The 25,597-nt window shown below is 74.3% G+C and carries 21 protein-coding genes, 1 tRNA gene and 2 pseudogenes; 10 read left to right on the forward strand and 14 right to left on the reverse strand.

What is annotated here, in order from left to right; genetic code table 11:
* Positions 1 to 3 precede the first annotated feature (3 nt).
* The 3 genes from Acit_RS06515 to Acit_RS06525 all read left to right on the forward strand — a co-directional run bounded on the left by Acit_RS06515 (position 4) and on the right by Acit_RS06525 (position 2,337).
* The gene (locus tag Acit_RS06515) at positions 4 to 681 is read left to right on the forward strand and encodes a potassium channel family protein (protein ID WP_376746019.1); all 678 of its coding nucleotides are present in this window, start codon (positions 4 to 6) and stop codon (positions 679 to 681) included.
* Positions 678 to 1,373 carry a potassium channel family protein gene (locus Acit_RS13600; RefSeq protein ID WP_248107141.1) on the forward strand — a complete coding sequence of 232 codons (696 nt, stop codon included), beginning with the start codon at positions 678 to 680 and terminating at the stop codon, positions 1,371 to 1,373. The genes Acit_RS06515 and Acit_RS13600 overlap by 4 nt, the downstream gene beginning before the upstream one ends.
* A gap of 61 nt (positions 1,374 to 1,434) precedes the next feature.
* Complete coding sequence (locus tag Acit_RS06525) at positions 1,435 to 2,337, forward strand: HAD family hydrolase (RefSeq protein WP_248107143.1); 903 nt, start codon at positions 1,435 to 1,437, stop codon at positions 2,335 to 2,337.
* A gap of 85 nt (positions 2,338 to 2,422) precedes the next feature.
* Here the strand turns inward: Acit_RS06525 and Acit_RS06530 are convergent, their stop codons facing one another.
* The 3 genes from Acit_RS06530 to Acit_RS06540 form a co-directional block, all read right to left on the reverse strand.
* Positions 2,423 to 3,361: a sigma-70 family RNA polymerase sigma factor gene (locus Acit_RS06530; protein ID WP_248107145.1), complete on the reverse strand. Its 939-nt coding sequence runs from the start codon at positions 3,359 to 3,361 to the stop codon at positions 2,423 to 2,425.
* A gap of 245 nt (positions 3,362 to 3,606) precedes the next feature.
* Positions 3,607 to 4,275, reverse strand: coding sequence for a hypothetical protein (locus tag Acit_RS06535; RefSeq protein ID WP_248107147.1), 669 nt, complete (start codon positions 4,273 to 4,275; stop codon positions 3,607 to 3,609).
* Entirely contained in the window at positions 4,272 to 6,092 is a 1,821-nt protein-coding gene (locus tag Acit_RS06540) for an NAD+ synthase (protein WP_248107149.1), read from the reverse strand. Before Acit_RS06540 ends, Acit_RS06535 begins: the two co-directional genes overlap by 4 nt.
* A 38-nt stretch (positions 6,093 to 6,130) precedes the next feature.
* Here Acit_RS06540 and Acit_RS06545 point away from each other — a divergent pair, with 38 nt between their 5' ends.
* Positions 6,131 to 8,950 carry a bifunctional [glutamine synthetase] adenylyltransferase/[glutamine synthetase]-adenylyl-L-tyrosine phosphorylase gene (locus tag Acit_RS06545; RefSeq protein WP_248107151.1) on the forward strand — a complete coding sequence of 940 codons (2,820 nt, stop codon included), beginning with the start codon at positions 6,131 to 6,133 and terminating at the stop codon, positions 8,948 to 8,950.
* Here the strand turns inward: Acit_RS06545 and Acit_RS06550 are convergent.
* Complete coding sequence (locus tag Acit_RS06550) at positions 8,923 to 10,536, reverse strand: MFS transporter (protein ID WP_248107153.1); 1,614 nt, start codon at positions 10,534 to 10,536, stop codon at positions 8,923 to 8,925. The two genes, Acit_RS06545 and Acit_RS06550, sit on opposite strands and share 28 nt — an antisense overlap.
* A 216-nt stretch (positions 10,537 to 10,752) precedes the next feature.
* On the opposite strand from Acit_RS06550, the pseudogene Acit_RS06555 reads away from it, so the two are divergent.
* Positions 10,753 to 11,946: pseudogene (locus tag Acit_RS06555) on the forward strand (TrpB-like pyridoxal phosphate-dependent enzyme); the annotation flags it as partial.
* A gap of 61 nt (positions 11,947 to 12,007) precedes the next feature.
* Here the strand turns inward: Acit_RS06555 and Acit_RS06560 are convergent.
* Positions 12,008 to 12,607: a MarC family protein gene (locus tag Acit_RS06560; protein ID WP_248107155.1), complete on the reverse strand. Its 600-nt coding sequence runs from the start codon at positions 12,605 to 12,607 to the stop codon at positions 12,008 to 12,010.
* Positions 12,608 to 12,872: 265 nt separating this feature from the next.
* Here Acit_RS06560 and Acit_RS06565 point away from each other — a divergent pair, with 265 nt between their 5' ends.
* From Acit_RS06565 to Acit_RS13905, 3 genes and pseudogenes are all read left to right on the forward strand, one after another.
* Positions 12,873 to 13,139, forward strand: coding sequence for a hypothetical protein (locus tag Acit_RS06565; protein ID WP_248107157.1), 267 nt, complete (start codon positions 12,873 to 12,875; stop codon positions 13,137 to 13,139).
* 102 nt (positions 13,140 to 13,241) lie between these two features.
* Positions 13,242 to 13,314 (forward strand) — tRNA-Lys (locus tag Acit_RS06570).
* Between the two features lie 917 nt (positions 13,315 to 14,231).
* Positions 14,232 to 14,617: pseudogene (locus tag Acit_RS13905) on the forward strand (PIN domain-containing protein).
* Positions 14,618 to 14,858: 241 nt separating this feature from the next.
* Here Acit_RS13905 and brnA read toward each other — a convergent pair.
* The 6 genes from brnA to Acit_RS06605 form a co-directional block, all read right to left on the reverse strand.
* The gene (gene brnA / locus Acit_RS06580; RefSeq protein WP_376746020.1) at positions 14,859 to 15,095 is read right to left on the reverse strand and encodes a type II toxin-antitoxin system BrnA family antitoxin; all 237 of its coding nucleotides are present in this window, start codon (positions 15,093 to 15,095) and stop codon (positions 14,859 to 14,861) included.
* A 936-nt stretch (positions 15,096 to 16,031) separates the two neighbouring features.
* Positions 16,032 to 16,466, reverse strand: coding sequence for a PIN domain-containing protein (locus Acit_RS06585; protein ID WP_248107163.1), 435 nt, complete (start codon positions 16,464 to 16,466; stop codon positions 16,032 to 16,034).
* Positions 16,463 to 16,729: a hypothetical protein gene (locus Acit_RS06590; protein ID WP_248107165.1), complete on the reverse strand. Its 267-nt coding sequence runs from the start codon at positions 16,727 to 16,729 to the stop codon at positions 16,463 to 16,465. The genes Acit_RS06585 and Acit_RS06590 overlap by 4 nt, the downstream gene beginning before the upstream one ends.
* A 159-nt stretch (positions 16,730 to 16,888) precedes the next feature.
* Entirely contained in the window at positions 16,889 to 17,536 is a 648-nt protein-coding gene (locus tag Acit_RS06595) for an LmeA family phospholipid-binding protein (protein ID WP_248107166.1), read from the reverse strand.
* A gap of 103 nt (positions 17,537 to 17,639) precedes the next feature.
* Positions 17,640 to 18,764, reverse strand: a complete 1,125-nt coding sequence (locus Acit_RS06600; RefSeq protein WP_248107167.1) for an MBL fold metallo-hydrolase — start codon at positions 18,762 to 18,764, stop codon at positions 17,640 to 17,642.
* Positions 18,765 to 18,855: 91 nt separating this feature from the next.
* Complete coding sequence (locus Acit_RS06605; RefSeq protein WP_248107169.1) at positions 18,856 to 19,149, reverse strand: rhodanese-like domain-containing protein; 294 nt, start codon at positions 19,147 to 19,149, stop codon at positions 18,856 to 18,858.
* Between the two features lie 223 nt (positions 19,150 to 19,372).
* Here Acit_RS06605 and Acit_RS06610 point away from each other — a divergent pair, with 223 nt between their 5' ends.
* Together Acit_RS06610 and Acit_RS06615 are read left to right on the forward strand one after the other, a co-directional pair.
* Entirely contained in the window at positions 19,373 to 20,455 is a 1,083-nt protein-coding gene (locus tag Acit_RS06610; protein ID WP_248107171.1) for an NAD(P)/FAD-dependent oxidoreductase, read from the forward strand.
* Positions 20,452 to 20,589, forward strand: coding sequence for a hypothetical protein (locus Acit_RS06615; protein ID WP_248107173.1), 138 nt, complete (start codon positions 20,452 to 20,454; stop codon positions 20,587 to 20,589). The genes Acit_RS06610 and Acit_RS06615 overlap by 4 nt, the downstream gene beginning before the upstream one ends.
* 32 nt (positions 20,590 to 20,621) lie before the next feature.
* Here the strand turns inward: Acit_RS06615 and Acit_RS06620 are convergent, their stop codons facing one another.
* From Acit_RS06620 to cydD, 3 genes are read right to left on the reverse strand one after another with little or no spacing between them, the layout of a single operon-like run.
* On the reverse strand, positions 20,622 to 22,064 hold the full coding sequence (locus Acit_RS06620; RefSeq protein WP_248107175.1) for an amino acid adenylation domain-containing protein: 1,443 nt from the start codon (positions 22,062 to 22,064) through the stop codon (positions 20,622 to 20,624).
* Between the two features lie 41 nt (positions 22,065 to 22,105).
* Positions 22,106 to 23,818, reverse strand: coding sequence for a thiol reductant ABC exporter subunit CydC (cydC, locus tag Acit_RS06625; protein WP_248107177.1), 1,713 nt, complete (start codon positions 23,816 to 23,818; stop codon positions 22,106 to 22,108).
* On the reverse strand, positions 23,815 to 25,563 hold the full coding sequence (gene cydD, locus Acit_RS06630) for a thiol reductant ABC exporter subunit CydD (RefSeq protein WP_248107179.1): 1,749 nt from the start codon (positions 25,561 to 25,563) through the stop codon (positions 23,815 to 23,817). The genes cydC and cydD overlap by 4 nt, the downstream gene beginning before the upstream one ends.
* Positions 25,564 to 25,597: the final 34 nt, after the last annotated feature.

The raw sequence follows: 25,597 nt of genomic DNA on the forward strand, positions 1-25,597 counted from the left end.
GGGGTGCACGTGATCGTGGTGGGTTGCGGCCGGGTCGGCTCCGGGCTGGCCGTGAGCTTGGTGGCGCAGGGCCACAGCGTGGCCATCGTGGACAAGCAGGCCGCGGCGTTCCGGCGCCTGCCCGAGGACTGGCCGGGGACGACCGTGGTCGGTTCGGGCTTCGACCGCAGCGACCTGGAGGCCGCCGGGGCGAATAGGGCCGGGGCGCTGGCTGCGGTGACGAGCGGGGACAACTCGAACATCCTGACCGCTCGGATCGCCCGGGAGACCTACGGCATCCCGAACGTCGTGGCCCGGATCTACGACCCCCGCCGGGCCGAGATCTACCAGCGCCTGGGCATCCCGACGGTGGCCACGGTGCCCTGGACCATCGACCAGGTCACCCGGCGCCTGCTGCCCGAGGCGGCCATCGGGGAGTGGACCGACCCGAGCGGCCAGCTGCTGCTGCTCGAGCGCAGCCTGCCCGAGGTCTGGGCCGGGCGGCGCCTGGCCGCCCTGACCGAGCCCGGGGCCATCAGCCTGGCGGCGGTCAGCCGGGCCGGGGTGCCCCGCCTCGACGTGGACGAGCTGATCGGCCAGGAGGGTGACGTGCTGCACGTGCTGGCCCGCAAGGACGCGGTGGAGCTCCTCGAGCAGCGCCTGGCCGCCGGCCCGGCCCAGGCGACCGGGAGCGCCCGGTGAGGGTGGCGGTGGCAGGAGCCGGGTCGGTCGGGACGGCCATCGCCAAGGAGCTCTCGGCGAACGGCCACGACGTGGTGCTCTTCGAGAAGGACCCCGAGGTGGTGGCCCGCCTGCGGCCCCACTTGCCGGTCCGCTGGGTGACCGCCGACGCCTGCGAGGTGAGCTCCCTGGACGCCGCGGGCCTCGCCGAGGTGGACGTGGTGGTGGCGGCCACCGGGGACGACGAGGACAACCTCGTGGTCTCCCTGCTCGCCAAGCAGGAGTTCGCCGTCCCCCGGGTGGTGGCCCGGGTGAACCACCCGGCCAACCAGTGGATGTTCACCGAGGCCTGGGGGGTCGACGTCTCGGTCTCCACCCCCCAGCTCATCACCGCCCTCGTCGAGGAGGCGGTGTCGGTCGGGTCCCTGGTCCGCCTCCTGCAGTTCCAGGGCGGCGAGGCCCACCTGGTCGAGGTGACCCTGGCCGAGGACTCGCCGGCCGCGGGTCGGTCCATCGCCGACCTGGGCATCCCCCGGGACGCCACGGTCGTGGCGGTGGTCCGGGAGGAGCGGGTGGTGGTGCCCCGGGGCGACACCACCCTCTGCGCCGGCGACGAGGTCCTCCTGCTGGTCATGGGCAGCGCCGAGCCCGAGGTCCAGCGCCTCCTCGTCGGGGCCCAGGCCCCTGGCCCGGCCCACCCGGCTGCGCCCTGAGCCGCGGTTCCGCCTCGCCCGGTCCCCGGCGGGCCACGTGGGGGTCGGTAGGCTGCGCCCGGTGGAGGCCGCCTTCTTCGACCTGGACAAGACGGTCATCGCCCGGGCCTCGGTCGCGGCCCTCGGCCGTCCCCTGTACCGCCACGGCCTGGTCCGCCGCCGGACCCTGGTCCGGGCCCTCGTCAGCCAGTTCGTCTACCTCCACCTGGGCGCCAGCGAGGACCGCTTGGAGCGCATCCGGGACTCGGTGCTCTCCCTGGCCCGGGGCTGGGAGCAGGCCCAGGTGGCCCGCCTGGTGGAGGAGAGCCTGGCGGAGGTGGTCGAGCCCCTCATCTACGCCGAGGCCCTCGAGCTCTTCGCCGAGCACCGGGCAGCCGGCCGGCGGGTCTACCTCGTCTCGGCGTCCCCCGAGGAGATCGTCCGGCCACTCGCCGCCCGCCTCGGGGCCGACGGGGCCCTCGCCAGCCGGGCGGTGGTGGACGCCGACGGCCGCTACACCGGAGCCCTGGCCTTCTACTGCGCAGGGCCCTACAAGGCCCAGGCCCTCCTCCGCTTGGCCGAGACCGAGGGGATCGACCTGGCCCGCAGCTTCGCCTACAGCGACTCGCTGAGCGACCTGCCCATGCTGGAGCTGGTCGGCCGGCCGGTGGCGGTGAACCCCGAGCGGGCCCTGGCGAAGCTGGCGGCGCAGCGGGGCTGGCCGATCCGGCGCTTCACCCAGCCGGTCCGGCTCCGGGACCGCCTCCCGGTGCCGAGCGGCCAGCAGGCTGCGCTGGCCGGTGCCGCGGCCGCCGGGGTGGTCGCCGCGGTGCTGCTCTGGCGGACCCAGCGGGTCCGGGGATGGCTCCCCGGGGCCCAGGCCGGGCTCCAAACCCTCGGGGCCTGGACGGCGCTGGCCTGGGGCTCCGGCTGGAGTTGGCTCAGGCCTGCCGGAGCCGCTTGGCGGCGAGCAGACCGAGGCTGACGAGAACGGCGACGATGAGCAGCTTCTTCATGGGGGGGATCCTAGGGGGCGGCCCGGGCCGAGGCCAGGCCGCGTCGAGCGAGCCCTAGACCGTGAGGAGGTCCCGGGCCCCGGTGTCCGAGGAGGGGTGCCGCAGCTTCGACATGGCCCGGGCCTCGATCTGCCGGATCCGCTCCCGGGTCAGGTTGAAGTACTCCCCGACCTCCTCCAGGGTCCGGGGCTCGCCCCGGTCCAGGCCGAACCGGAGCCGCAGGATCTCCCGCTCCCGCTCGTCGAGCGGGGAGAGCAGCCGGTTGATCTCCTCGGGCAGCAAGGCGGTGGCGGCCACCTCGAAGGGGGACTCGGCCGAGCGGTCCTCGACCACGTCCCCGAGCTCGGCGTCCCCGTCTTCCCGCAGCGGTTCGGAGAGCGAGAGGGGCTCGGCCCGGAACCGCAGGGCCTCGACCAGCTTGTCCTCGGGCATCTCCACCTCGGCCCCCAGCTCGGCCAGGGTGGCCGGCCGGCCGAGCTTCAGCTCCAGACGGGCCTGGGCCTTTTGCACCCGGGCCAGGGTGTCCCCGGCGTGGACCGGCAGCCGGATCGTCCGGCCGGTGTTCGCGATCCCCCGGGTGATGGCCTGGCGGATCCACCAGGTGGCGTAGGTGGAGAACTTGAAGCCCTTGCGCCAGTCGAACTTCTCGACGGCGTGCATGAGGCCCAGGTTGCCCTCCTGGATGAGGTCCAACAGGGGCAGGCCCGAGGCCTGGTACTTCTTGGCGATCGAGACCACGAGCCGCAGGTTGGACTGCACGAAGGTCTGCTGGGCCTGCTCGCCCTCGGCCACCTTGCGCTTCAGCTCCCGCCGCTTCGCCGCCGAGAGGTCCTTGCCCTTCTTCGCCAGCTCGGCCTCGGCTTCCCGACCGGCCTCGATCTGCTGGGCGAGGCGGACCTCGTCGTCCTTCGTGAGCAGCGGGTACTGCCCGATGTCGGTCAGGTACAGCCGGACGAGGTCTTCCTCGTCCCGCTCGACGCGCTCCTTGGCCAACGTCCCAACCCTTCGTCCCGGAGACGCCAGGCGGGCTCCGCCTGGCGCGACTGCCAGCTCATCTCGCCCATCGCGGGTGCCCGCCCCGCCGGTCGCCGTCCGTCCCGTCCCCGGGGATCGACCAGTGCCGGTCGGAACCTGTCGGCCTCCAGGCAGCGGACCCGGCCCTCGGCCCCGTGCCGGCCCCTCGAAGCGGACCGCCCGGCTCCCTGCGATGTGCTCGTGCACTGATTCTACCGGCCCCGTCAAGCGCCCCCGCTGGCCCCTGGCAGGAAGCCAGCCTCGACCCGGGCCTGGGCCCCGGCCGCCACCTCGGCGCTGGCCCGGTCGAGCTGGTGCCGCTGGCAGAGGGCTTCGAAGACGAGGTGGGCGGGGTCCAGGTCGACCAGGACGTGGCGCAGGGCCCGGACCAGGGGGCCGTCGGCCCCGGCTGCCCCGAGCGCCCAGGCCAGCTCGACCCGCAGACGAGGCAGGACCCCTCGGGCCAGCCCGGCCAGGCGGGCCACGGCCGGCGCCGGGGGCAGGGCGGCGAGGCCGTCGAGGGCCACAGCCCAGCGGGGGTCGGGAACCAGAAGGTCGGCCGGGTCGAGGGTGGCCAGGACGGGCAGGCGCTCGAGGAGCAGCTGGGCGTGCCAGGCCAGCTCTCGGGCCAGGGCGGCGTAGGCCACGGCGGTCTCGTCGCAGACCGGGTCGGCAGCGAACGCCCCGACGACCTGGAAGAGCCGGTCGAGGGTCCAAGCGGTCCTCCCCACGAAGCGGGCCTGCTCGGCGAGGGGCCAGGTGCCGGTCGGCTGGGCGTCCCCCGGGTGCAGGCCCCCGACCAGCCAGGGCGGGCCGGGCCGGTGGGGACAGGCGGGGGTCGGGGGGTCCGGGAGGCTCGGGGGACGCTGCGGCGGGGTGGTCTCGGGGCTCACCGGCGGCTCTCCTCCGGGAGGGGTTCGCGGTAGCGGTGGGTGATGGGGACCCGACGGTCCTTGCCGAAGGCCCGGGCGGTGATCCGGATGCCCACCGGGGACTGGCGCCGCTTGTACTCGGCCTGGTCGACCAGCCGGGCCACCTCCTGGACCACCGCCGGGTCGTAGCCGGCGGCCACGATCTCCTCCAGGCTCCGGTCCTCCTCGACGAGCATCGCCAGGATGGGGTCGAGGACCTCGTAGGGGGGCAGCCGGTCGTCGTCCCGCTGGCCGGGGCGCAGCTCCGCCGACGGGGGCTTCTCGAGAACGCTGCGGGGCACCAGGTCGGTGCCGGCCAGGCGGTTCCGGAAGGCGCAGAGCCGGTAGACGAGGGTCTTCGGCACGTCCCGGATCACCGCGAAGCCCCCGGCGCTGTCCCCGTAGAGGGTGGAGTAGCCGGTGGCCAGCTCGCTCTTGTTGCCGGTGGTGAGGACCAGCCAGCCCCGGGCGTTCGACGCCGCCATGAGCAGGACCCCCCGGATGCGGGACTGGAGGTTCTCGTCGGTGGTGCCCTCGCAGGGCACCTGGGCGGCGGCCAGGGTGGCGGCGAGGGCCTGGTGGGCCGGCTCGATGGGCACCACCTGGAGGTCGATCCCGAGCCCCTCGGCCAGGGCCCGGGCGTCCGCGAGCGACCCCTCGCTCGAGTAGCGCGACGGCATGGCCCAGCCGTGGACCGCCTCGGGCCCGAGGGCGTCGACCGCCACCGTGGCCACCAGCGAGGAGTCGACCCCGCCGGAGAGCCCCACCACGACCTCCCGGAAACCGTTCTTCCCGAGGTAGTCCCGGGTGCCGAGGACCAGGGCGGCGTAGACCTCCTCGACGGCCGGGTCCTCCACCAAGGGCTGGTCCGCCGACCCGTCGGTGGCGCCGAGGGGGCCCCGCAGCCCGACCGCCCGGCTCGGCGAGGGGGGCCGCCCGCCGGCGGCAGCCGGAGGGGGGCCGGTAGGCCCCGGCTCGAGGGACAGGTCGCAGAGGACCAGGGCCTCGGCGAAGCGGGGTGCGGCGGCCAGGACCCGGCCCTCGGGGTCGACGACCATGGAGCCCCCGTCGAAGACCAGCTCGTCCTGGCCCCCGACCTGGTTCACGTAGCAGATCGGGCAGCCGGCCTCGGCGGCGCGGGTCCGCAGCACCGCCAGGCGGTCGGCCTGGCGGCCCACGGAGAACGGGGAGGCGTTCACGTTGCAGACCAGCCGGGCACCCAGCCGGCCGAGGGCCGGGACCGGCCCCTCGGGGAACCAGAGGTCCTCGCAGATCGACGCCCCGACCGGCACCCCGGCCACCGCCAGCAGCTCGAGGGGGCCGCTGCCCGGCCCGAACCAGCGCTCCTCGTCGAAGACCCCGTAGTTGGGCAGCAGGCGCTTGTGGACCACCCCCTGGACCCGGCCCTCGGCGCAGAGGGCCACGGCGTTGCGCAGCCGCCGGGCCCCGCCCCGGAGGGCCTGCTCCCGGGCCACCCGGCCGAGGCCGAGGCCGAGGGACCCCTCGGCCTGGTCCTCGGGGGGCACGAGGTCGACGAAGCCCACGAGCAGCGCGCAGCGGCCGGTCCGGGCGGCCAGCTCGCCGAGGGCCTCGAGGTTGGCGGCCACGAAGCCCGGCTTGAGGAGCAGGTCCTCGGGGGGGTACCCGGTGAGGGCCAGCTCGGGGGTCACGAGCAGGTCGGCCCCGGCCGCCTCGGCCTCCTCGAGGGCCCGGGCCACCCGGGCCAGGTTGCCCGGCAGGTCGCCCACGGTGGTGTCGAGTTGGCCGAGGGCCAGGCGCAGGCGGGCGGGGGGAGCCACGGCGGTCAGCCTAGGGCCTGGCCTGGCAAGCTCCTCGTGTGGCGCGCCTCCCCGCCCGGCTGGACCGGCTCGTCCAGCGCTCCGCCGACCCGGCGGCCACCGGGCCGGTCCTCGAGCGGCTCCTCGAGGCCGACCCGACGCGCCTCTCGCTCCTGGTGGACGGGCAGGAGCCAAGCCCCCTGGCCGAGGCCCTGGTCACGGTGGTGGCCGCGAGCAGCGTGCTGGCCGGCATCCTGCTCCGGGACACCCCGGCCCTCGGGCTCGTGGCCGAGCTCCTCGCCGGGCCGCCCGGGGGCCCGCTCCCGGGCCTCCTCGAGGCGCTGGCCGCCGCCCCCTCCCCCGAGGCGCTCGACACCCTGGCCGACCGGGCCCTGCTGGTCGTGGCGGCCGACGACCTGCTGCGCCGCTCGACCCTGGAGACCGTGGGGGCCGCGGTGGCCGACCGGGCCGGCGCCCTGCTCCAAGGAGCCCTCGGCCTCGCCGGGGGACCCTCGGGCCTGGCGGTCATCGGCATGGGCAAGCTGGGCGGGGCCGAGCTGAACTACGCCTCGGACGTCGACCTGCTGCTGGTCGGGGAGGACGAGCGCCGGGCCCGCCAGGTCCTGGAGCTGGCCCGGCGGCGCCTGCGGGTGGACCTGGACCTCCGGCCCGAGGGCCGCTCGGGGGCGCTGCTGCGCTCGCTCGACGGCTACCGGGCCTACTGGCGGCGCTGGGTCCGGGCCTGGGAGCGCCAGGCACTTTTGAAGGCCCGGCCGGTGGCCGGGGACCCCGAGCTCGGCCAGGCCTTCGCCGAGGCGGCCGCCGACGTGGTCTGGGGCCAGCCCTTCAGCGCCGACGACCTGGCCGAGGTCCGGGCGATGAAAGCCCGGACCGAGACCCTGGTGGGCCGCCAGGGCCTCGGCCTGCGGGACCTCAAGCGGGCCCCGGGGGGGATCCGGGACGTGGAGTTCTCGGTCCAGCTCCTCCAGCTGGTCCACGGCCGCCTGGACCCGACCATCCGCTCCCCGGGCACCCTGCCCGCCCTGGCCGCCCTGGCCGAGGCGGGCTACGTGGCCCCCGAGGACGCCGTGGTCCTCGCCGAGGGGTACCGCTTCCTGCGGACCGTCGAGCACCGGCTCCAGCTCCGCCAGGGCGAGCAGGTCCACGCCCTGCCGAGGGACCCCGCGGGCCTCCAGCGCCTGGCCCGGGTCCTGGGCTTCGCCGACAGCCCGGCCCAGGGTGCCGCCGACGCGTTCCTGGAGGCGCTGCGCCGGGAGCGCTCGGCGGTCCGCCAGGTCCACGAGCGCCTCTACTTCCGACCCCTCCTCGAGGCCTTCGCCGCGGTCGGCGAGGACGCCTCGGGGGACCGCCGGGTGCTGCCGGCCGAGGCGGTGGCCGAGCGCCTGGAGGCCTTCGGGTTCCCCGACGCCGACCGGACCCGACAGCAGGTGCAGAGCCTGGCCCGGGGACTGACCCGGAGCTCCCGGCTCATGGGCCAGCTGCTCCCGCTGCTCCTCGACTGGCTCTCGGCCTCCCCCGACCCTGACCTCGGCCTCGGCCAGCTCCGGGACCTCGTGGCCCGGCCCCACCACCGGGGCCTGCTCGTCCGGGCCTTCCGGGACTCCCCCGAGCAGGCCCGGCGGCTCTGCCTGGTGCTCGGCACCAGCCGCTTCCTCGGCGAGCTGCTGCGCCGCCAGCCCCAGCTCCTGCCCGAGCTCGGCGCCGCGCCCCCCGGGCCCGGCCCGGAGCCGGCCCACTGGGCCGAGGACCTGGCCCGCCGGCTCGAGCGCCTCGGGGACCCCGGGGCCCAGCGGGAGCTGCTGGCCGGGGTGCTGGCCGCCGAGCTGCTCGAGACCGCCACCGCGGACCTCCTCGGGCAGCTCGACCCCGAAGGGGTGGCCCGGGCCCTGACCCGGGTCGCCGAGGCGGTCCTCGGGGCGGCCATGGCGGTGGCCGGGCCGGGGCTGCGCTGGGCCGCCATCGGCCTCGGGCGCTTCGGGGGCGCCGAGCTGTCCTACGCCAGCGACCTGGACCTCGTGCTGGTGGCCGACGACCGGGCCGACCCCGAGGAGGCCCGGCGGGCCGGCGAGCGGCTCCTCGGGCTGCTCCACGGCCGGGCCCCGGTGGAGCGGGTCGTGCGCCTCGACCTGGCGCTTCGCCCCGAGGGCGGCCAGGGCCCGGTGGTGCGCAGCCGCGCCAGCCTGGCCGGGTACCTGGCGCGCTGGGGCCAGACCTGGGAACGCCAGGCCATGCTGCGGGCCCGGCCGGTGGCCGGGGACCCCGAGCTCGGGGCGGACCTCGCCGCCCTGCTCGCCGACTTCGCCTTCGAGCCGCCCCTCGGACCCACCGAGGAGGCGGCCATCCGCCGCATGAAGGCCCGGGTGGAGCGGGAGCGGGTGCCCCCCCACGAGGACCCCGAGTTCCACCTCAAGCTCGGCCCCGGCGCCCTGGCCGACGTGGAGTGGACCGTCCAGCTCCTCCAGCTGCGCCACCAGGTGGCGTCCCCGGGCACCATGGCGGCCCTCGAGCGCCTGGAGGCCGTCGGCCACCTCCCGGCGGCCGACGCCGCCGCTCTCCGGGCCGCCTACCGGTTCTGCGAACGGACCCGCAACCGCTGGTTCCTCGTCGGGGCCCTGCCCGGGGGCGAGCCGCCCGGCGACGCCTTGCCCAGCCGGCCCGAGCAGCTCCGGGCCCTGGCCCGCAGCCTGGGGACCACCCCCCGGGACCTGCGGGAGGACTACCGCCGGGTGACCCGCCGGGCCCGGGCGGTCGTGACCCGCCGCTTCTACGGCATGACCGAGCCCCTCGCCTTCCCTTTCGCCCCGAGCCCGCCGACCCGCCGCCCCCGAGGTCAGCCCGAGCGCCCGCCGGGGTGGTGAACCGCCGAGGCACCCTCGGCCACGAGGGTCGCTGGCTGACGCCCCGGCGCTGGCTTTCGGTCCCCCCGGAGGAGGGTCACCGCCAGCAGGAAGGCCAGCGCACCGCCCAACGCCCCGGTCCGGAACGCCGTGTCGTAGCCTTGCACGGTCGCGCTGAGCAGCAGCGGGTGCAGATGCGACCCGGCGACCGACAAGGCGCCCTGCGCCGCCTGGACGGGGCCCTTGAGCGTCCCTGGGCCCCGCAGGAGGTGGCTGCGGGTGGCGCTGGCCGCCACCGTCACCAACGCGGCCAGGCCGAGCGAGCCGCCGACCTGCTGGCTGGTGTTCAGCAGGGCTGAGGCCAGGCCCTGCTGGTGGCTCTGGACGGAGGAGACGGCGTTCAAGGTGAGGGGAACGAACGCGAGGCCCATGCCCACCCCGACGCTCACCAGCGGGCCGAAGACGTCGAGGTAGGTGGCCGTGGCGTTGATCTGGGACAGCCACAGCAGGCCGCCGCCGACGAGCAGCGGGCCGACGATCACGAAGGGCCGGACGCCGTGGCGGCGGACCAGGCGGGAGACGACCGCGCTGGTGAGGGCCACGCTGACCGGGATGGGCAAGTAGGCGACCCCGGCGAGCACGGGACTGTAGTGGAGCACGTCCTGGAGGAACTGGGTGAGGAAGTAGATCAGCGAGAGCATCGAGGCCCCGAGCAGCAGCATGACGCCGTAGCCGGCGGCCCGCCGACGGTGGCGGAGGAACCGAAGCGGGATCAAGGGCTCTGCAGTCGCCTGCTCGATCAGCACGAACGCGGTGAGGACCACCGCCGCGCCGACGAAGGCGCCGATGGTCCCGGGGGAGCCCCAGCCGGCGCTCGGTGCCCGGACCAGGCCGTAGACCAGGAGGGCCATGCCCCCCGAGATGGTCAGGGCCCCGGGCAGGTCCAGGCGCCTGGCCCCAACGGCCGGGCGGAGGCTGCGGGGGATGGCGCGCGGGGTGAGGGCCAAGACCAGGGTGGCGATGGGCACGTTCACGAAGAGAACCCATCGCCAGGAAGCCAGCTCGACCAGCAGACCCCCGAGGAGCAGGCCCAGGGCCCCGCCGGCGGCCGACATGGCGGCGTAGACGGCCATGGCCCGGTTCCGCTCATGACCCTCCTCGAAGGTGCTGGCGACGAGGGCCAGGGCGGTGGGCGAGGCGATGGCGGCCCCGATGCCCTGGACGGCCCGGGCGCTGATCAGCCAGGCCTGGTCGGTGGCCAACCCCCCGAGCAGGGAGGCGGTGGCGAAGGCGGCGACGCCGACGGCGAACATGCGCCGGCGGCCGAAGAGGTCCCCCGTCCGACCGCCGAGCAGGAGCAGTCCGCCGAAGACCAGGACGTAGGCGTTGATCACCCAGGTCAGGTCGGTGCTGGAGAAGTGCAGGGCCCGCTGCATGGCCGGCAGTGCCACGTTCACGATGGTCAGGTCCAGCATGACCATGAGCTGGGCGGCGGCGATCACGACCAGCGCCAGCCGGTGGGGCCGCTCTGACCCGGCCGCCGTGGTCTTCTGCTCGGACGCCAGGGATCCTCGGGACGGGATCTCCAGCGGGTTGGATCGGCTCATCGGGTCTGCGCTCCTTCGCCAGGGTCAAGGCCCGCCGCCTATCGGTGGCAGGCCCGCTGCCCATCAAACCGTAGACTTGCCTACGGTATTCCGGGGTGGTCGCCAGGGACCCGGGCCGGTCCCGTCGCGACCCGGGACAGGACGAGCCGAGTCCTCTAGGGTGAGCGGCCAAGCGCAGGCGCCCGGACCCCGGGCCCGAGCACCCAGGAGCAGCCCATGCGGATCGTCCTTCCCCCCGAGGCGGTACCGAGCGCCTGGTACAACGTGGTGCCGGACCTCCCGGCCCCCCTCGAGCCCCCCTTGCACCCCGGCACGAGGCAGCCGGTGGGACCCGAGGACCTCGCCCCGCTGTTCCCCGAGGCCCTGATCCTCCAGGAGGTGACGAGCGACCCCTGGGTGGAGATCCCCGGGCCGGTCCTCGACGTGCTGCGCCTGTGGCGGCCCACGCCCCTGGTCCGGGCCCGGCGCCTCGAGGCGGCCCTCGGCACCCCGGCCCGGATCTACTACAAGGACGAGTCGGTCTCCCCCGCCGGGTCCCACAAGCCGAACACGGCGGTGGCCCAGGCCTTCTACAACCAGCAGGCCGGCACCACCCGGCTCACCACCGAGACGGGGGCCGGCCAGTGGGGCTCGGCCCTGGCCTTCGCCTCGGCCCTCTTCGGGCTGGAGTGCAAGGTCTACATGGTCCGGGCCTCGTTCCAGCAGAAGCCCTACCGCCGGGTCCTCATGGAGACCTGGGGGGCCTCGGTCGTGCCCTCGCCGGTGGCCGACCCCGAGCACCCCGGCTCCCTGGGCACGGCCATCTCCGACGCCGTGGCCGACGCCGCCGGCCGGGCCGACACCCACTACGCCCTGGGCTCGGTCCTCAACCACGTCCTGCTCCACCAGACGGTCATCGGCCTGGAGGCCAAGGAGCAGCTGGCCAAGGCCGGGGAGGCCCGACCGGACCTCGTCATCGGGTCCTGCGGAGGCGGCTCGAACCTCGGCGGCCTGGCCCTGCCCTTCGTGCCCGACCCCGAGGTGGCGCTCCTGGCGGTCGAACCGGCCTCCTGCCCGACCCTGACCGCCGGCCGCTTCGACTACGACTTCGGGGACACCGCGGGCCTCACCCCCCTGCTCAGCATGTACACCCTGGGGCACGACTTCGTGCCGCCCGCCATCCACGCCGGCGGCCTGCGCTACCACGGCGACGCGCCGATCATCTCGAACCTGGTCCGGCACGGCCGCATGGGGGCCGTCGCCTACCCCCAGGGCAAGGTCTTCGAGGCCGCAGTGCTCTTCGCCCGGACCCAGGGCTCCGTGCCCGCCCCCGAGACCGCCCACGCGATTCGGGCGGCGATCGACGAGGCCCTGCGCTGCAAGGAGACCGGTGAGGAGCGGGTCATCCTGTTCTCCTACTCGGGCCACGGCCCGCCTGCCCGACGCCTAGGCCGCCCGGTCCCCCAGCCGGGAGCGTGCGAGCCGGGTCGGCTCAGACCCCGTGCTGGGCCCAGTAGAGGGCGCCGGTGGCCGTCATCTGCACGGCGATGGCCGCGAGCAGCAGCCCGACGATGCGGGAGAGCAGCTCGATCCCGTTGTCGCCCAGCAGCCGCCCGACCCCATGGGCGAAGCGGAGGGCCAGGTAGACCGCCACGAGAACAGCCAGGACGGCGAGGAGCACCTCGGCCACCTGGCCCGCCCCTCGGGCCCGTTGGACGTAGACCATGGTGGCGGCGATGGCCCCCGGCCCCGCCAGCAGGGGCGTGCCGAGGGGGACCAGGGCCACGTTCACCCCGTCGGCCTCCGGGGCGTGCCCCTGGCCCCGAGGCTGGAGGAGCTCCAAGGCGGCGAGGACCAAGATGAAGCCCCCGGCGACCTCCAAGGAGGCCACCGAGATCCCAAGGGCCCGCAGGATGGCCTGGCCGAAGAGGGCGAAGGCGTAGATGACCACGCCGGCCACCGCCGAGGCCTGCCAGGCGGCCTGCCGGCGGGTCTCGGGTCGGCGGCGGGTCAGGGCCAAGAAGACCGGCACGTTCCCCACCGGGTCGGTCACGACCAGCAAGGTGACCAGGGCCTCGGCGAAGAGCTCCACGCCGGGCAGTCTACGGACGCCCCTCAGCAGCCTCAGGGAACCAGGCGTCGTCGACCGGAGGGCCGAGCTGCCAGCAACTTCGAAGGCCCGTCACAGGGCCGCCTCAAGGCCACCCGGTTGGATGGGCCGTGGCCACCCCAGATGGGTGGCCCCTCGCAGGGCCGGGACCGCCGGCGCCTCCCGACCCCATCGTCCGGCGGCCCCACCCTGCGAGGCGGTCCACGACCCAAACCGCCCACGACCCGAAAAAAGAAGGGAGCAGCCCATGCGTCTTCGACCCACCCACCTGCTCAGCAGCCTCGCCGTCGCCGGCGCCCTCGCCGGCGGCATCGTGGCCGGCGCCCAGAGCGCGCCGGCCGCCGCCACCGCGTCCCAGGTCCTCTCGACCAGCTCGGGCACGACCTCCAGCGGGACGAGCAGCACCGGCTCGAGCACCTCGAGCGCCGGTTCCAGCGGCTCGAGTTCCTCCAGCTCAGGCTCCTCGAACTCGGGTTCCTCGACCACTCCGTGTTCGCAGCACACCGCCAGCTGACCCAGCTGGCTCGACCGGTGGGGCCGGCGCCGGGGACCCGGGCGCGGCGCCGGCCCGCCGGCAGGGTTCGACCCCTGCCGGGCGGCTCGCTAGCGTGACGCCGGGCCGCTAGCTCATCCGGTAGAGCAGGGGACTTTTAATCCCAAGGTGCGGGGTTCGAGGCCCCGGCGGCCCACGGGTGAAAGCCCAGGTGAGCGGCTCGGAGGAAGTGTGTCGCCCTTTGGGCGTAGGGTGGGATCCAACACCAAACCCAACAACCTTGGGGGCGGGGGTGCCAGGGAGCCTGCGCCAGCGACAGGCGGGCGTGTGGGAGCTGCGGGTCTCCCTCGGACGGGACGCCAGTGGCCGGGTGCGGCACGTCGCTGGGGGCCTACCACGACGGTGAACGACGCCCTGGCAGGCTGGGTGCTTGACGCACCGAGCCGGCGACCGGGCCGTGGGGTTCCACCCGTCTGCCGAACACCGGTTTACGGGAGGAAGTCCGAGCCGTCCTCCGGAGGCTGCTGGACGAGCTCGAGGACGAGCTCGGTCCGCCGGACCCCACCATGGTGGACGAGGTGGAGGCCATGCTGGCGAACCTGGAGCAGCGGGCCCGCCGCGCTCCGAAGCCCCGTGCCGCGGGATGAGCCGCCGGTCGGTCCGGTAGCCGCCCTCGACGCCGAGGCGGTCGCGGTGCTCGCCAGCCCGATGGAGCGCGGCTCCGCGTCTCGGCGGACACGGGCCGTCCTCCAGGCCATCGAGCGTCGGGGGGCGTCGCCGTCGTGCCGGCGGCCGCAACACAAACGGCCGCAGCGGTAATCCTCAGCGGGGACGCCCACGACCTCGGTCGCTTGTCGTCCAGCTTCACGAACGTGGCCATACGAGGGCTCCGAGAGCATCGGAACACGCTCGACGGGGGCATCGGCTTTCGCTCGTTCATGAAAGAGCTCGAAACCACGACCCCGGCCAGGCGGTTCGTGGGGACGTGTACTTCTCCTTGGCCGCCTTCAAGCGGAACCGGAACCGGCCGGGGACAACGGCGGACCTCCAGGCGGGCCGGGGCTGGACCACCCTGACGCCGCTGCCGGAGGTTCCCTCTCGCGGCGCCGACCGATGGCAGCGACCGACGTGAACTCGTCCGCACTCGTGAAGCTCGCCGTCCGTGAGCCGCAGTTCGACGCGCTCTGGAAACATCTCCGCCGGCGGCGACCACTGGTTTCGAGCGCCCTGGCACGCACGGGAGCGCTGCCAGCCCTCCTGCCCGGCGGCGGGCCTGCCGTGGCGGCCGAGTCCTCGCTCGGGTGAGCCTCGTGCGGATCAACGACCGGATCCCCAAGCTGGCTGCGACGCTCCTTTCTCTCGACCGGCGTTCCCTCGATGCCATCCACCTGGCCAGCGCCACCCGCCTCGGCACCGATCTCGGCGACATCGAGACCGACGACGAGCGGCTGGCTCCCGCGGCCCAGTCCACGGGGTACACGGCGTCCTCATCACACTGACTGGCTTCTCCGGCACGAGGGGCTGACAGGATGCCCCGACACGCTGGCGGGACACTCGTCGAGCCCGGGCACGGGGACCGCCCCCGGCGACTGGAAGAAGGCCGGACGCAGCACGCATCTCGGCGATCTCCGTCCAGGGTCCTGGCCTGCACACAAACCCCGGTCACCGACCACGGTTTCGCTCGATGGGCGGGTGCCGCTTCGCCATCCCGAGCGCGGGAGACTGACCGACGACCCCCGGTCACGTCGCGGTCCCGCTCCGATGCCCGAGCCGCTCAGCGATCCAGACCTTGATGACCGACTGACGGGTCAGCCCGAGGCGCTTCGCCTCTCGGTCGAGCTTCTCAACCATCCACGCGGGGAAGTCGACATCCACCCGCCGTTGCTCCAAACCGGCGCGCCGCGCGGCGGGAAGGTCGAGGACCGGCGTCACGTCGTCGCCTGCATCGAAACGCTCGTCGAACTCCTCGGTGCTCATCTTCTTCATCGATCTTCACCTCTTCGCTCCGTGAGCGCCGCACCGAGATGATCCGGACTCGGGTCCCGCGGTAGGCGACCACCGGACCTCGATCCACCGCGGAGCCGCGTGCTGATCGGGGTCGTGCATCCAGCAAAAAGGGCCCCGTGTCCAGTTGGGGGGATAGCTGTGTTCTCGGAAGCGTTTCCCACGAACAGAGGGGCGCTTTCTGTGAGGTCAGTATCGCGCGGGTTCGGTCGGCTGGCGGCGACCTTCGACGAACCGAACCTGGTGGCCAACGCCGTCCTGCTGCCAGCAGCTTCTCGGTCAAGATCGCACCGACGGACCCGGTGGCGTCGATGACGACCACTGTCGTCGCGGCGGCAACGACCGCGAAGTTGTGGGTGGCGGGTTGGTATCCGCACCAATGACGAACTCCAACTCGTCTGACACGGTAAGACTGATCGCAACCACTCCTTCTTGAGGGGGACGTCGTGATCGGCGTCGACCCGGGAAGCTCACCTCGAGGCAGGCCTGGAGCGGGCCACGACTCCAAGCCACGTGCCGGGCAAGCTTCTCATCAAGCCAGCGAGGTGGACAACCGGGTCGATTCCGTCAACTACGCACCTGGCGACGCCGCACCCTGTCGCAGCCAGCCCCAGGCCGGCCACCACCAGACTCACAGGCGATGCAATCAATGCGTCAATCAGCCCTATGGACAACCACGTGGGGATGCGACGGACGGCATGCATGCCCAGGACGGTCAGCCCGAAAGGCGCGAAGATCCGAAGCTTGCGGTGGAGGTGACATCGTGTGTTCGAGCGGCTCCGCTCCACAGATCCGGCGTTTGTCCTGGTCAAGGGCTCTGCGGGGGGCCGTGCATGGGGGCACGCGCCTACTCAGGTGCTGCACTCTGGCGATACTCGCTACGTCCTCCCGTCAGGGGGGTTACGACGCTCACCGTGGTCCCAGCTCGGCCAAAAGCGTCTCGACCGTCCAGGTCGGGCAGCCACAGCCCAAGAAGTCATGGTCGCCGGTCAGGATCCCAATGCCAAGCGCAAGGGCTAGGGCGACCGGTGCCCAGTCCGCGGGGTCGCGTGGGACACGGCGCCGGGCGGTGGCCTCCATGTGCTCGTAGAACCGGCGCGCCACGATCTCGATGGCGTCACCTTCGACGAATGCACGAACCACACCCGGCAGCTCCTCTCCCTGGACGTCGGTCAGCCGGCCTTGGTCGACGATCACCGCGACGCGCTTTTCGATCTCGTGGCGCGCTTTGTCCCACTGGTCTTCGGCCACCAGGCAGTGCAACTCTGGCCGAGCGAAGAGCTCGCGGCCTCGACGGCGGAGTAATTCGGCCACGAGCACGCTGGCATCGACGACGACGATCACCCCGGGAGTGCCCGACGCAGATCGAAGAGCGCGGACAGCTCGTCTTCGGTCATGCCCGTCTGGGCGAGAATCGCTTCGACTGAGCGCCCGAGCTGCTCGAGGGCTCGCGTCGCCTGTTCCCTGTCGGCTTCGACGGGGATGTAGAAACCGATCACCTGGCCGTGCTTGCTCACCGCCACCGGATCGGGTCCCGAAAGGTACATGGTGGCGTGATCCCGGAACTCCCGGACGCCGACGTTCTTCAACTTCGCCACTGTGGTCACCTCGTGGTCACATGATAGCGTGCGCCGGGTGCTCCGAGCCATGTCGTCGCCCGTGCCCCACCCATGGCCTTCTTCGTCGGGGACGCCTCGCCGGAGCTGTGAACCACCCTGGGCCTGGTGGAGGCTCCGAGCTCCCAGGAAAGACGGGCAGACGACCCCCTACGACGCGAGCGCCGCCACGACCCCGGCGGGCACCGGGTCCATGGCGCAGGTGGCCACGACCTGGCCGACTTGGACGCTGAGGCCCAGCTGGCAGGCCGAGAGGAACGGGTCGATCCCCAGGTCCACCCGGAGCAGGGGCAGGACCGGGGTCTGGAGCACCAGCTGATCCCCGTCCTCGACCGCCACCTGGACGGCGACCGGCACCCCGAGCACGTCGGTCTCCGCGACCCCCCGCCCGGGGAGCTCCACCGGGTGGCCGAGGGCGGCGCTCAGCTCGTCTTGGGTGACCACGGCCCTGGCGTCGGCCGACCCGATGGCCTCGATGGAGAGCCGGTGGTCCTCCAGGAGCTGTCGGCGCCCGATCCGGACGTCGTGGAGCTGCACGGTGACCTGCTCGAGGGTCAGGCCGTGGACCGGCACGTCCTCGAGCGTCGCCCGCACCTCGGGCACCTCGCCCTGGACGAGCAGGTGGCCGAGCACCGGGAACCCCCCGAGGTCGACCGTCGCCCGGGCTGCCCCCGTCGCCTGCTCAGCCCGGCGAGCGAGGACCTGGTCAGCCAGGTGGGTAGCCACGGCGTTTCCGGCGACCAGCAGCCCGCCGAGCAGCACGACGACGAGGACCAGCCGGCGCAGCAGGCGGCTCACGGCCGTCCGGCCGGTCCGGGGCCGACGGGCGCCGGGACCGTGGGCACCGGGTCAGTGTGCCACGGCCCCCAGGGAGCGCCGGGGCGCCGCCCGAAGAAGTCGGTCAGGCCGCGCAGCGGTTCGGTCCGGCCTCGAGCTGCCGGAGCGCGTCCTCGGCGAGGGCCAGGCGGCCCATGTTCGCCTGGACGATCCGGACGTAGTTCGGCGGCCGGGGGGTGGTCCGGGCGGCGGCCCAGGCCACGAACTCGTCCTCGGGGAGGCCCAGGGCCTCGAGGCGCTGGCGCAGTTCCCCGAGGGTCGCCCCGACGGGCTGCTCGGGGTGGACCCGGACCTGCTCGGAGTAGTGGGCGGGCAGCACCAGGGCGTCCTCGGGGAGGCTCAGGACCCGCTGCTGCAGGGACCGGTGGAGGTTCCGGGCGAACTCCTCGGCCCGCTCGGCCAGGTCCGGCCGCCCGACCCCGTCGACGAAGAGGGTGTCCCCCGTCAGGACCACCTGGTCGCCCAGCAGGTAGAGCGTCGACCCCTCGGTGTGCCCGGGGGTGTGGATGGCCGCCACCGACAGGCTGGCCCCACCGGGCAGCTCGAAGCGCTGGCCGTCGGCCAACGGCTCGAAGGGGAACTCGAAGGCGTCCGCCGGGTTCAGGTGCAAGGTCGCCCCGGTCTCCTCGGCCAGGCGCCGGGCCCCCGAGAGGTGGTCGGCGTGGAGATGGGTGTCGAAGACGTCGCTGATCCGCCAGCCCTCCTCGGCCGCCAGGTCCTCGTAGACCCAGGTGTCCAAGGAGGGGTCGATGACGAACGCCCGGTCACCGGCGCCCACGAGGTAGGACAAGCAGCCCTTGCCCCGCCGGCGGACCTGGATCACCCGGGCCCCGGCCCGCTCCAGGGCCACGGCGTCGTAGACCTGGCCCCAGGCGCCCATGCCCCCGGCCAGGCTGGCCGCCTCGACCCCTACCGAGCGCAACCACTCGGCCGCCACCGTCGAGCGGCCCCCGGCCGCGCAGATGGTCACGACCGGCCGGTCCCGGGGCACCTCCTGGTGCCGGGCCGGCAGTTCCCCCAAGGGGATGTGGACCACCCCGGGGATCGCCCAGGCCTCGACCTCCTCGGCCTCTCGCACGTCCAGCAGGAACGGTTCTCCCTCCGTGCCCAGCAGGCGGGCCAGTTCGTCGGCGCTGATCTCGGGGACCCCTCGGGTCCCACCGGGCCAACCACCGAACCGCTCGGCCATGGCCCCTCCCTTCCTCTTGTCGGCCGTCATCGGCTCATCTCTCATGGTCCTCGTTCGTCGGGCGCTGCCCTACCGGTGGCCCGCGCCTGCCTCAGGCCCGGCGGGCCGCGGCCAAGCCTCCCGCCACGCTGAACACCCGCCGGAACCCCCGCTGCACCAGGAGCTCCGCCGCCTGGGCGCTGCGGGACCCGCTCTCGCAGATCACCGCCACCGGCCGGTGCGGGTGCAGTTCGTGGAGGCGTCTCGGCAGCTCACCCAAGGGGATCGACACGGCGTCGGGGTGCCGACCCGCGGCGTACTCGTGGGGCTCCCGCACGTCGACCAGCTGCACGCCTCGGGCCACCAGCTCGCTCACCCGGGCAGCCGGGAACGTCTCGTAGCGCATCACCATCACCTCCAGCCGTCAGTATACCCCTAGGGGTACGTGGACGCGCCGATGTCGGCCCCCGGCCCGTCGTCGCAGGTCGTCGCCGTGGGCGGTTCGGGACCTTCGACCCTTCTCACCACTCGACCCGCTCCGGAGCATGGACCATGGGTGGGAAGCCACCCATGGTCACATTGCTCGGCTCCATGGCGGGGCTCGACAGGCGGAGCAGAGGGAGGCGAACATGGCAACGGTCGTGGTCCTCGGTGGCAACTTCGCAGGTTGTACGAGTGCCCTGGAGGCCAGACGGCACCTTCGCAAGCTCGATCCCGGCGGATCTCACGAGATCATCGTCGTCAGTCGCAGCCAGGACTTCCTGTTCGTGCCGTCGCTGACCTGGGTGCCCTTCCGAGAGCGGGAGATCGCCGACATCTCCTTCCCCGTCGGGCCGGTGCTCGAGGCACACGGGGTGCAGTTCGTCCACGACACGGCCGAGCGGGTCGACCTGGACGAACAGGTCGTGACGACCGCTGCAGGTCGGCACCTCCCCTACGACTTCCTGGTCGTGGCCACCGGGCCCAAGCTCGACTGGTCCATCCCCGGCTTGGGCCCGAGCGGCTTCACGAGCTGCATCTGCACCCCGCCCGATGCCCTGGCGGCCCGGGAGGCGTTCGAGCGGCTCGTCGACGAGCCGGGACCGGTGGTCGTGGGAGCCACTCAGCGGGCCGGTTGCATCGGAGCGGCCTACGAGTTCCTCCTCAACCTTGAGTTCCAGCTCCGCCAGCACGGGGTTCGGGACCGTGTCGAGCTGACCTGGGTCACACCGGAGCCCTTCCTCGGCCACTTCGGGATCGGTGGGCTGCCCCACGCCCAGAGCCTCATGGAACGCTTCTTCGAGCACCTCGGGATCCGCTGGCGAACGGACACCACCATCGACCACGCCGAGGAGGGCACCTTGGTGCTCGGCGACGGCAGCCACCTCGAGTTCGCGTTCGCCATGATCGTGCCACCCTTCGTCGGCCAGGACGTCGTCGCCGCCTCGCCCGGGCTCGGCAACGACCACGCGCTGGTCCCGGTCCGCGACACCTACCAACACCGCGCGCACCCCAACGTCTTCGGCGCCGGGGTGGCCATCGACGTCCCCTCCCCGTTCAGCACCCCGGTCGCCGTGGGCGTCCCCAAGACCGGTTACCCGGCTGATGTCGAAGGGAAGGTGGTCGGCGAGAACATCGCCCGGCTCGTTGCTTCGCGAGTGGACCTCCGGAGCGTCCCTTCAGCCAGATCCCCGGCCTCTGCGTCCTCGACGCCGGCCACAAGGAGGTCGTGATCGTCGCCAACCACCTCTTCCCGCCACGGGACCACGCCATGATGATCCCGAACCCCCTCTACGACGAAGGCAAGCGGCTCTTCGAGCACTACTACCTCTGGAAGGCCCGACACGGCTACTCCTGGCTGCCCTGAGCGCAGCCGGGCCGTGGCCGATGGCCGGATCGTCACCCCTCGGTGCGGCGCTCCTGCGGGGGCTCGGCCTGGGACGAACCGTCGGTGGGAGGGCGGCCCGGTGCCGAGCCGCCCTCCGGCACCGCCTCGCCGCTGGTACCGGGCTTGACGGGGACCAGCGGGGCGTCGCGGTAGGGGGCGGGGGGCCGTTGGGGTGCCAGCCAGCGCTGCACGGGGGTGTCCGCCCAGAAGTCCTGCCACTGGTCGACGAAGTGGAAGACCCTCCGCAGGACCCGGCTCTGGGGGTACCGGGCCAGGAGGGGATGGACTCGGGTGGGGGCGCCCTCGGCCCACAGGGCCATGCGCAGGGCCAGGACCGAAGGGCCTTCGCTGTGCCAGGGCCAGGCCACGTCCGCCAGCGGGGAGGTGAGCGTCCGGTACTCCTCGGGCCCGAGGCGGGACAGCACCGCCCCGACGTCATCGCCTTCGGTCGCCTCGTGGACCTCGAAGCTCGCGGCCAGTTGGGCCACCAGATCCTCCAGCTCGCTGCGGACCGCGTCGTCGGGTGTCTTCGAGCTGCCGAGCAGCCGCTCGACCCGTGCCAAGAGCTCGGCCCGGGCGTCGCAGCCCTGGCGGAGCTCCGCGGCGGCCCGCTCGGCCCCGGGAAGGGAGGTCAGCAGCGGGCAGAGCACCCCGGCGAGCACCGAGTCGTGCACGGTGATGGCCGCCGCCATGCGACGGGCCGCGTCGACCAGGCCGGCAACCGCCCGGTCGTAGCCGGCCAGCAGGTCCCGCACCGTCGGCTGGTCGCTGCCGGCGGCGGCCCGCAAGGTCTCGCTCTGCAGTCCCCGGGGGGTGGGGCGCTGGCGCCAGGGGTCGAACCAGCCGTGGTGGGCGTCGACCCAGTCCGCGACCTGGTCCCGGAGCCGCCGGAGCCTGCCGAACGCCCCGGATCCGGCCCCTGGGTGGGCCCGGGTCGGGGCCCGGCGCGCCTCGATGGCCATCTTCGCCGCCAGGACCGCGGGGTCCACGCTCGCCCCGGCCCGCTCCAGGAGGTCACCGACCTCTCGGGTCTCCTCCTCGACGTGCCGGGCCACGCTCTCCTCGAGAGCCTCCACCAGCGTCTCGATCTCCTGGCCGGACGCGGCGTAGACGTTGCGAGGCGCCACCCCGCGCACCAGGTGGTCGAAGCGGCCGAGCAGCTCCCCTCGCGCCGCCACCCCTTCCCGCAGCCGGGCTGCCAGGGCAGCGCCGTCGGGCAGCTCCTCGAGCAGGGGGCAAAGGGCGTGGGCCACGATGGCGTCGTGGACCGCGAGGACCCGCTGGGCCTGGAGCAGGGCCCGGACCCGCTCTTCCCCGCTCGTGGCCCCGTCGACCGCCGCCAGGGCCTCGTCCACCTCCCGGTCGTAGGCGGCGAGCACCTCCCGCAGCGATATCGATCCGGGACCCGTCCCGGCGTCGGTGTCGCTGCCCGGGACCTGCGCTGGCACGCTCATCTCGCCACCTCCTCGCTCGTGGCCCTGGTGGCACTCCCACGCTACTGGGGACCGGCCCAGAGGGCGCCGGCCAACCGCTGCACCTCGGGGGCCGGACTGCACCGGCCGTCCTCCAAGGCGATCACCTCGTCGAAGGCGTCCAGCCCGGCCAGCTGGTGGGTGATCCAGACGAGACTGGCGCCTCGGGTGGCTTCGAGCACCGTGGCCCGCACGACGTCCTCGGTCCGGTCGTCGAGGTGGGCCGTGGGCTCGTCGAGGACCACGAGGGGACGGCGGGCGAGCAGCGCCCGGGCGATCCCGAGGCGCTGGCGCTCCCCGCCCGAGACCCTGACCCCCCGTTCGCCGAGCTCGCTCGCGAGCCCCGCGGGCAACCGCTCGAACCAGGGGCCGAGCCCGAGGGACACGAGGACCGCCAGGAGTTCCTCGTCGCTGGCCTCGGGACGGGCCAGCCGAAGGTTGGCGGCCAGGGAACCCCGGAAGACGTGGGGGTCCTGGGGGGCGTAGGCCACCCGTTGGCGGACCGCCTCGGGGTCGAGCCGAGCCGCGTCGATCCCCCCGACCACGAGCCGGCCCGCCTCGGGTTCGACGAAGCGCAGCAGCACGAGTGCGAGGGTGCTCTTGCCGGCCCCGCTCGGGCCGACCACCGCCAGCCGCCGACCAGGGGGCAGGGCGAGGCTGACCTCCTGGAGGGCGGGGCTGCGCCGACCCGGGTAGCGGACAGTCACGGCGTCGAGCTCGACGCTCAGGGGCCCCGGGGGGAGGGGCACCGGCTCGGCGGGCGGGTGCACCGGGGGCTCGAGGTCGGCCAGGGCCCGCAGGCGAGCCGCCGAGCCCGCTTCGGCCCCGGCCCTCGCCAGGGCGTCGGGCAGGGGAGCCAGGGCGTCGAAGGCCGCCAGGGTCGTGAAGGCGAGCACCGCGAGGCCCACACCGCTCAGTCCCGCCCCGCCGTCGGGGCTCCGCACCGCCCCAAGACCCAGGGCGAGGACCCCGGCGAGGGTGCCCCCGGCAGCGAACGCCCAGCCGGCGAACCCCCCGCCCCGCACCAGGGCCTGGCGCCGCAGGGCCTGGGCGCTCCTCGCCTCGGTGTCGTTCAGGGAGCGGGCCACTTGGGCAGCCGCCCCGAAGGCCAGCAGGTCCGGGGCGCCGGCCAGGGTCTCGACCACCCGGGCCGTCACCTCGGCCCGTGCCGCCCCGAGCGTCCCCGCGACCCGCCGACCCGCCACCAGTGTCCCGACGCTCACCAGGACGCCGCCGAGGAGCAGACCGCCGGCCACCACCGGCGCCGCCGCCGGCAGCACCAGCCCGGCGAGGGCCACGGCCAGGGCGGCGCTCACCACCCCGGTCACGCTCGGCACCAGCACCCCGACCAGCAGGTCCAAGACAGCGTCGACGTCCCCGACCACTCGGACCAGCACGTCCCCTTCCCGCACCCCTCCCAGCCCGCCGGGCACGAGGGGTTCGAGGTGCCGGTAGACCCAGACCCGGAGGCGGGCCAGCACCCGCAGGGCCGCGTCGTGCCCTGCCAGGCGCTCCCCATACCGACCCAGGCCCCGCGCCAAGGCGAAGAACCGCACCGCGGCGATGGCCACGCTCAGGGTGAGGATCGGGGGGCGCAGCGACGCACGGGTCAACAGCCACGCCGAGGTGGCCAGCAGACCGAGGGCGCTCACCTGGCCGGCCAACCCCACGCCCACCGCCAGCGCGCCCCGACCGAGCTCCCCCCGCCAGCGGCCCGCCGCGTCGGCGGCCCTCATCGGACCGTCCTCTCGCCGACGGGAGCCACGACGGTCGTGGCCGACGCGGCACAAGGAGCATCGACCAGCTCGGCCGTGACCGGGGCCGGACGGACCTGCCCGTCGGCCACGACCAGAACCCGCCCCACCAGGGTCAGGACCTCGGGACGGTGGGTCGCCACCAGCAGGGCCCGCTCGCCCAACCAGCCGTCGAGGGCGTCGAGGAGCCTCGCCTCGGTGGCCCGGTCCAGGTGGGCGGTCGGCTCGTCCAGGACCACCAGGCTGGCCGACCCTCGGCAGAGGGCTCGAGCCAGCGCGACCCGCTGGCGCTCCCCGGCGCTCAGCCGCGCCCCGCCCTCCCCGATCGGCCCGTCCCACCCTCCAAGGGCCACTGCCACCTCGTCGAGCTGGGCCACGCGGATCGCCGCCGCCACGAGGTCTTCCGGCAGCCCGCCGGGCGGGGCCCCCAGTTCGAGGTTGTCCCGCAGACTGCCGCTGAAGAGCTGGGGTCGCTGGGGGAGGTAGGCCACCTGGTCCGCCCACCAGCCCGGCGGCGCCTCGGCCTGGGGCACCCCGTGGAGGGAGAGCTCGCCGGCGCTCGGCGGGAGCAGCCCGACCACTGCCTCGAGCAGACTGGACTTGCCCGCGCCGCTCGGCCCGACGAGCGCCACCCGCTCCCCCGGCCGGAGCGCCAGGGCGACCTCGCGGAGCACGGGCGCGTCCCGACCGAGTCGATGGACGGTCAGGCCCCGCGCCACGAGGCCCTCGGTGCGTCGAGCTGCCGGCGCCGCGACCGGCGTCGGCGCGGGGCCTGCGCCGACCCCGCCAGGGGGCGCCCCGGGCTCGCGGGCGTCGGCGGCGTCCACCACGTCCAGGACCCGCTTCGCCGCCGCCAGGCCCTCGCTCGAGGCGTGGAAGTCCGCCGAGGCCCGCCGGATCGGCGCGAAGACCTCGGGGGTCAGGACCAAGACCGCGAGCGAGGGGGCCAGCAACGCCCGGCCGTCGAGCAGCTCGAGCCCCAGGGGAACGGCCACGAGCGCGGTGCCCACCGCGGCCATGGTCTCGAGCACCAGACCAGAGAGGAACGCCTGGCGGAGCACCGAGAGGGTCGCTCGGCGCAGCTCGTCGCTCACCCGGGCCAGCTCCCCTTCCTGCCGGGCCGCCCGCCCGAAGGCCCGGAGGGTCGCCAGACCCTCGAGTACGTCCAGGAAGTGCGCCCCGAGGCGCCCCAGGGCGTCGCTGCGCCGCCGCACCCGTGCGGCACTCAACCGCCCCACCAGACCCAAGAAGAGGGGGACGATGGCCAGGACCACCACCACGGTCACCATCGAGAGCCAGTTCAGCCAGCCGATCGCCCCGAGCAGCACCAGCGGGGAGGCCACGGCCAGCACCGCGCGGGGCAAGGCGTCGGCCACGGCCGTGTCGAGGGCGTCCAGGCCCGGGCCGAGCCGCACCGCCAGCTCGCCCCGGCGTTCCTCGGCCAGCCACCCCGGCCCGAGGCGCAGGGCGGCCAGCAGGCCGTCGCGTCGCAACCCGACCCGGACCCCCTCGGCTGCCCGGGCCCCCCACCAGGGGCCGAGCACCCCGAGCCCTGCCCGCAGCGCCGAGACGCCGACCAGGGCCACGAGGGCCGGGGCGAGGTGACCCACCGCCTCGGGGCCCCGGAAGGCCTGGGCGACCAGGTCCCCGAGGAGGACGGCCTGGGCGACCAGGCAGGCGGTCTGGCCCAGCCCAGCAGCCACGGCGACGGCCAGGGGGCCCCGCACCGACGCCACCCGAGCGCGCAGCCGGGGATCACCC

This window comes from Aciditerrimonas ferrireducens (genome assembly GCF_023130475.1).
Lineage (GTDB): Bacteria > Actinomycetota > Acidimicrobiia > Acidimicrobiales > UBA8190 > Aciditerrimonas > Aciditerrimonas ferrireducens.

Bases quoted from the DNA above. Each gene is read 5' to 3' on its own strand.
- Acit_RS06605 (WP_248107169.1), bottom strand. From the start codon at position 19,149: ATGCGCTACGAGACGTTCCCGGCTGCCCGGGTGAGCGAGCTGGTGGCC.
- Acit_RS06620 (WP_248107175.1), bottom strand. From the start codon at position 22,064: ATGAGCGTGCCAGCGCAGGTCCCGGGCAGCGACACCGACGCCGGGACG.
- Acit_RS06550 (WP_248107153.1), bottom strand. From the start codon at position 10,536: ATGAGCCGATCCAACCCGCTGGAGATCCCGTCCCGAGGATCCCTGGCG.
- Acit_RS06610 (WP_248107171.1), top strand. From the start codon at position 19,373: ATGGCAACGGTCGTGGTCCTCGGTGGCAACTTCGCAGGTTGTACGAGT.
- brnA (WP_376746020.1), bottom strand. From the start codon at position 15,095: ATGAGCACCGAGGAGTTCGACGAGCGTTTCGATGCAGGCGACGACGTG.
- cydC (WP_248107177.1), bottom strand. From the start codon at position 23,818: ATGAGGGCCGCCGACGCGGCGGGCCGCTGGCGGGGGGAGCTCGGTCGG.
- Acit_RS06565 (WP_248107157.1), top strand. From the start codon at position 12,873: ATGCGTCTTCGACCCACCCACCTGCTCAGCAGCCTCGCCGTCGCCGGC.
- Acit_RS06600 (WP_248107167.1), bottom strand. From the start codon at position 18,764: ATGGCCGAGCGGTTCGGTGGTTGGCCCGGTGGGACCCGAGGGGTCCCC.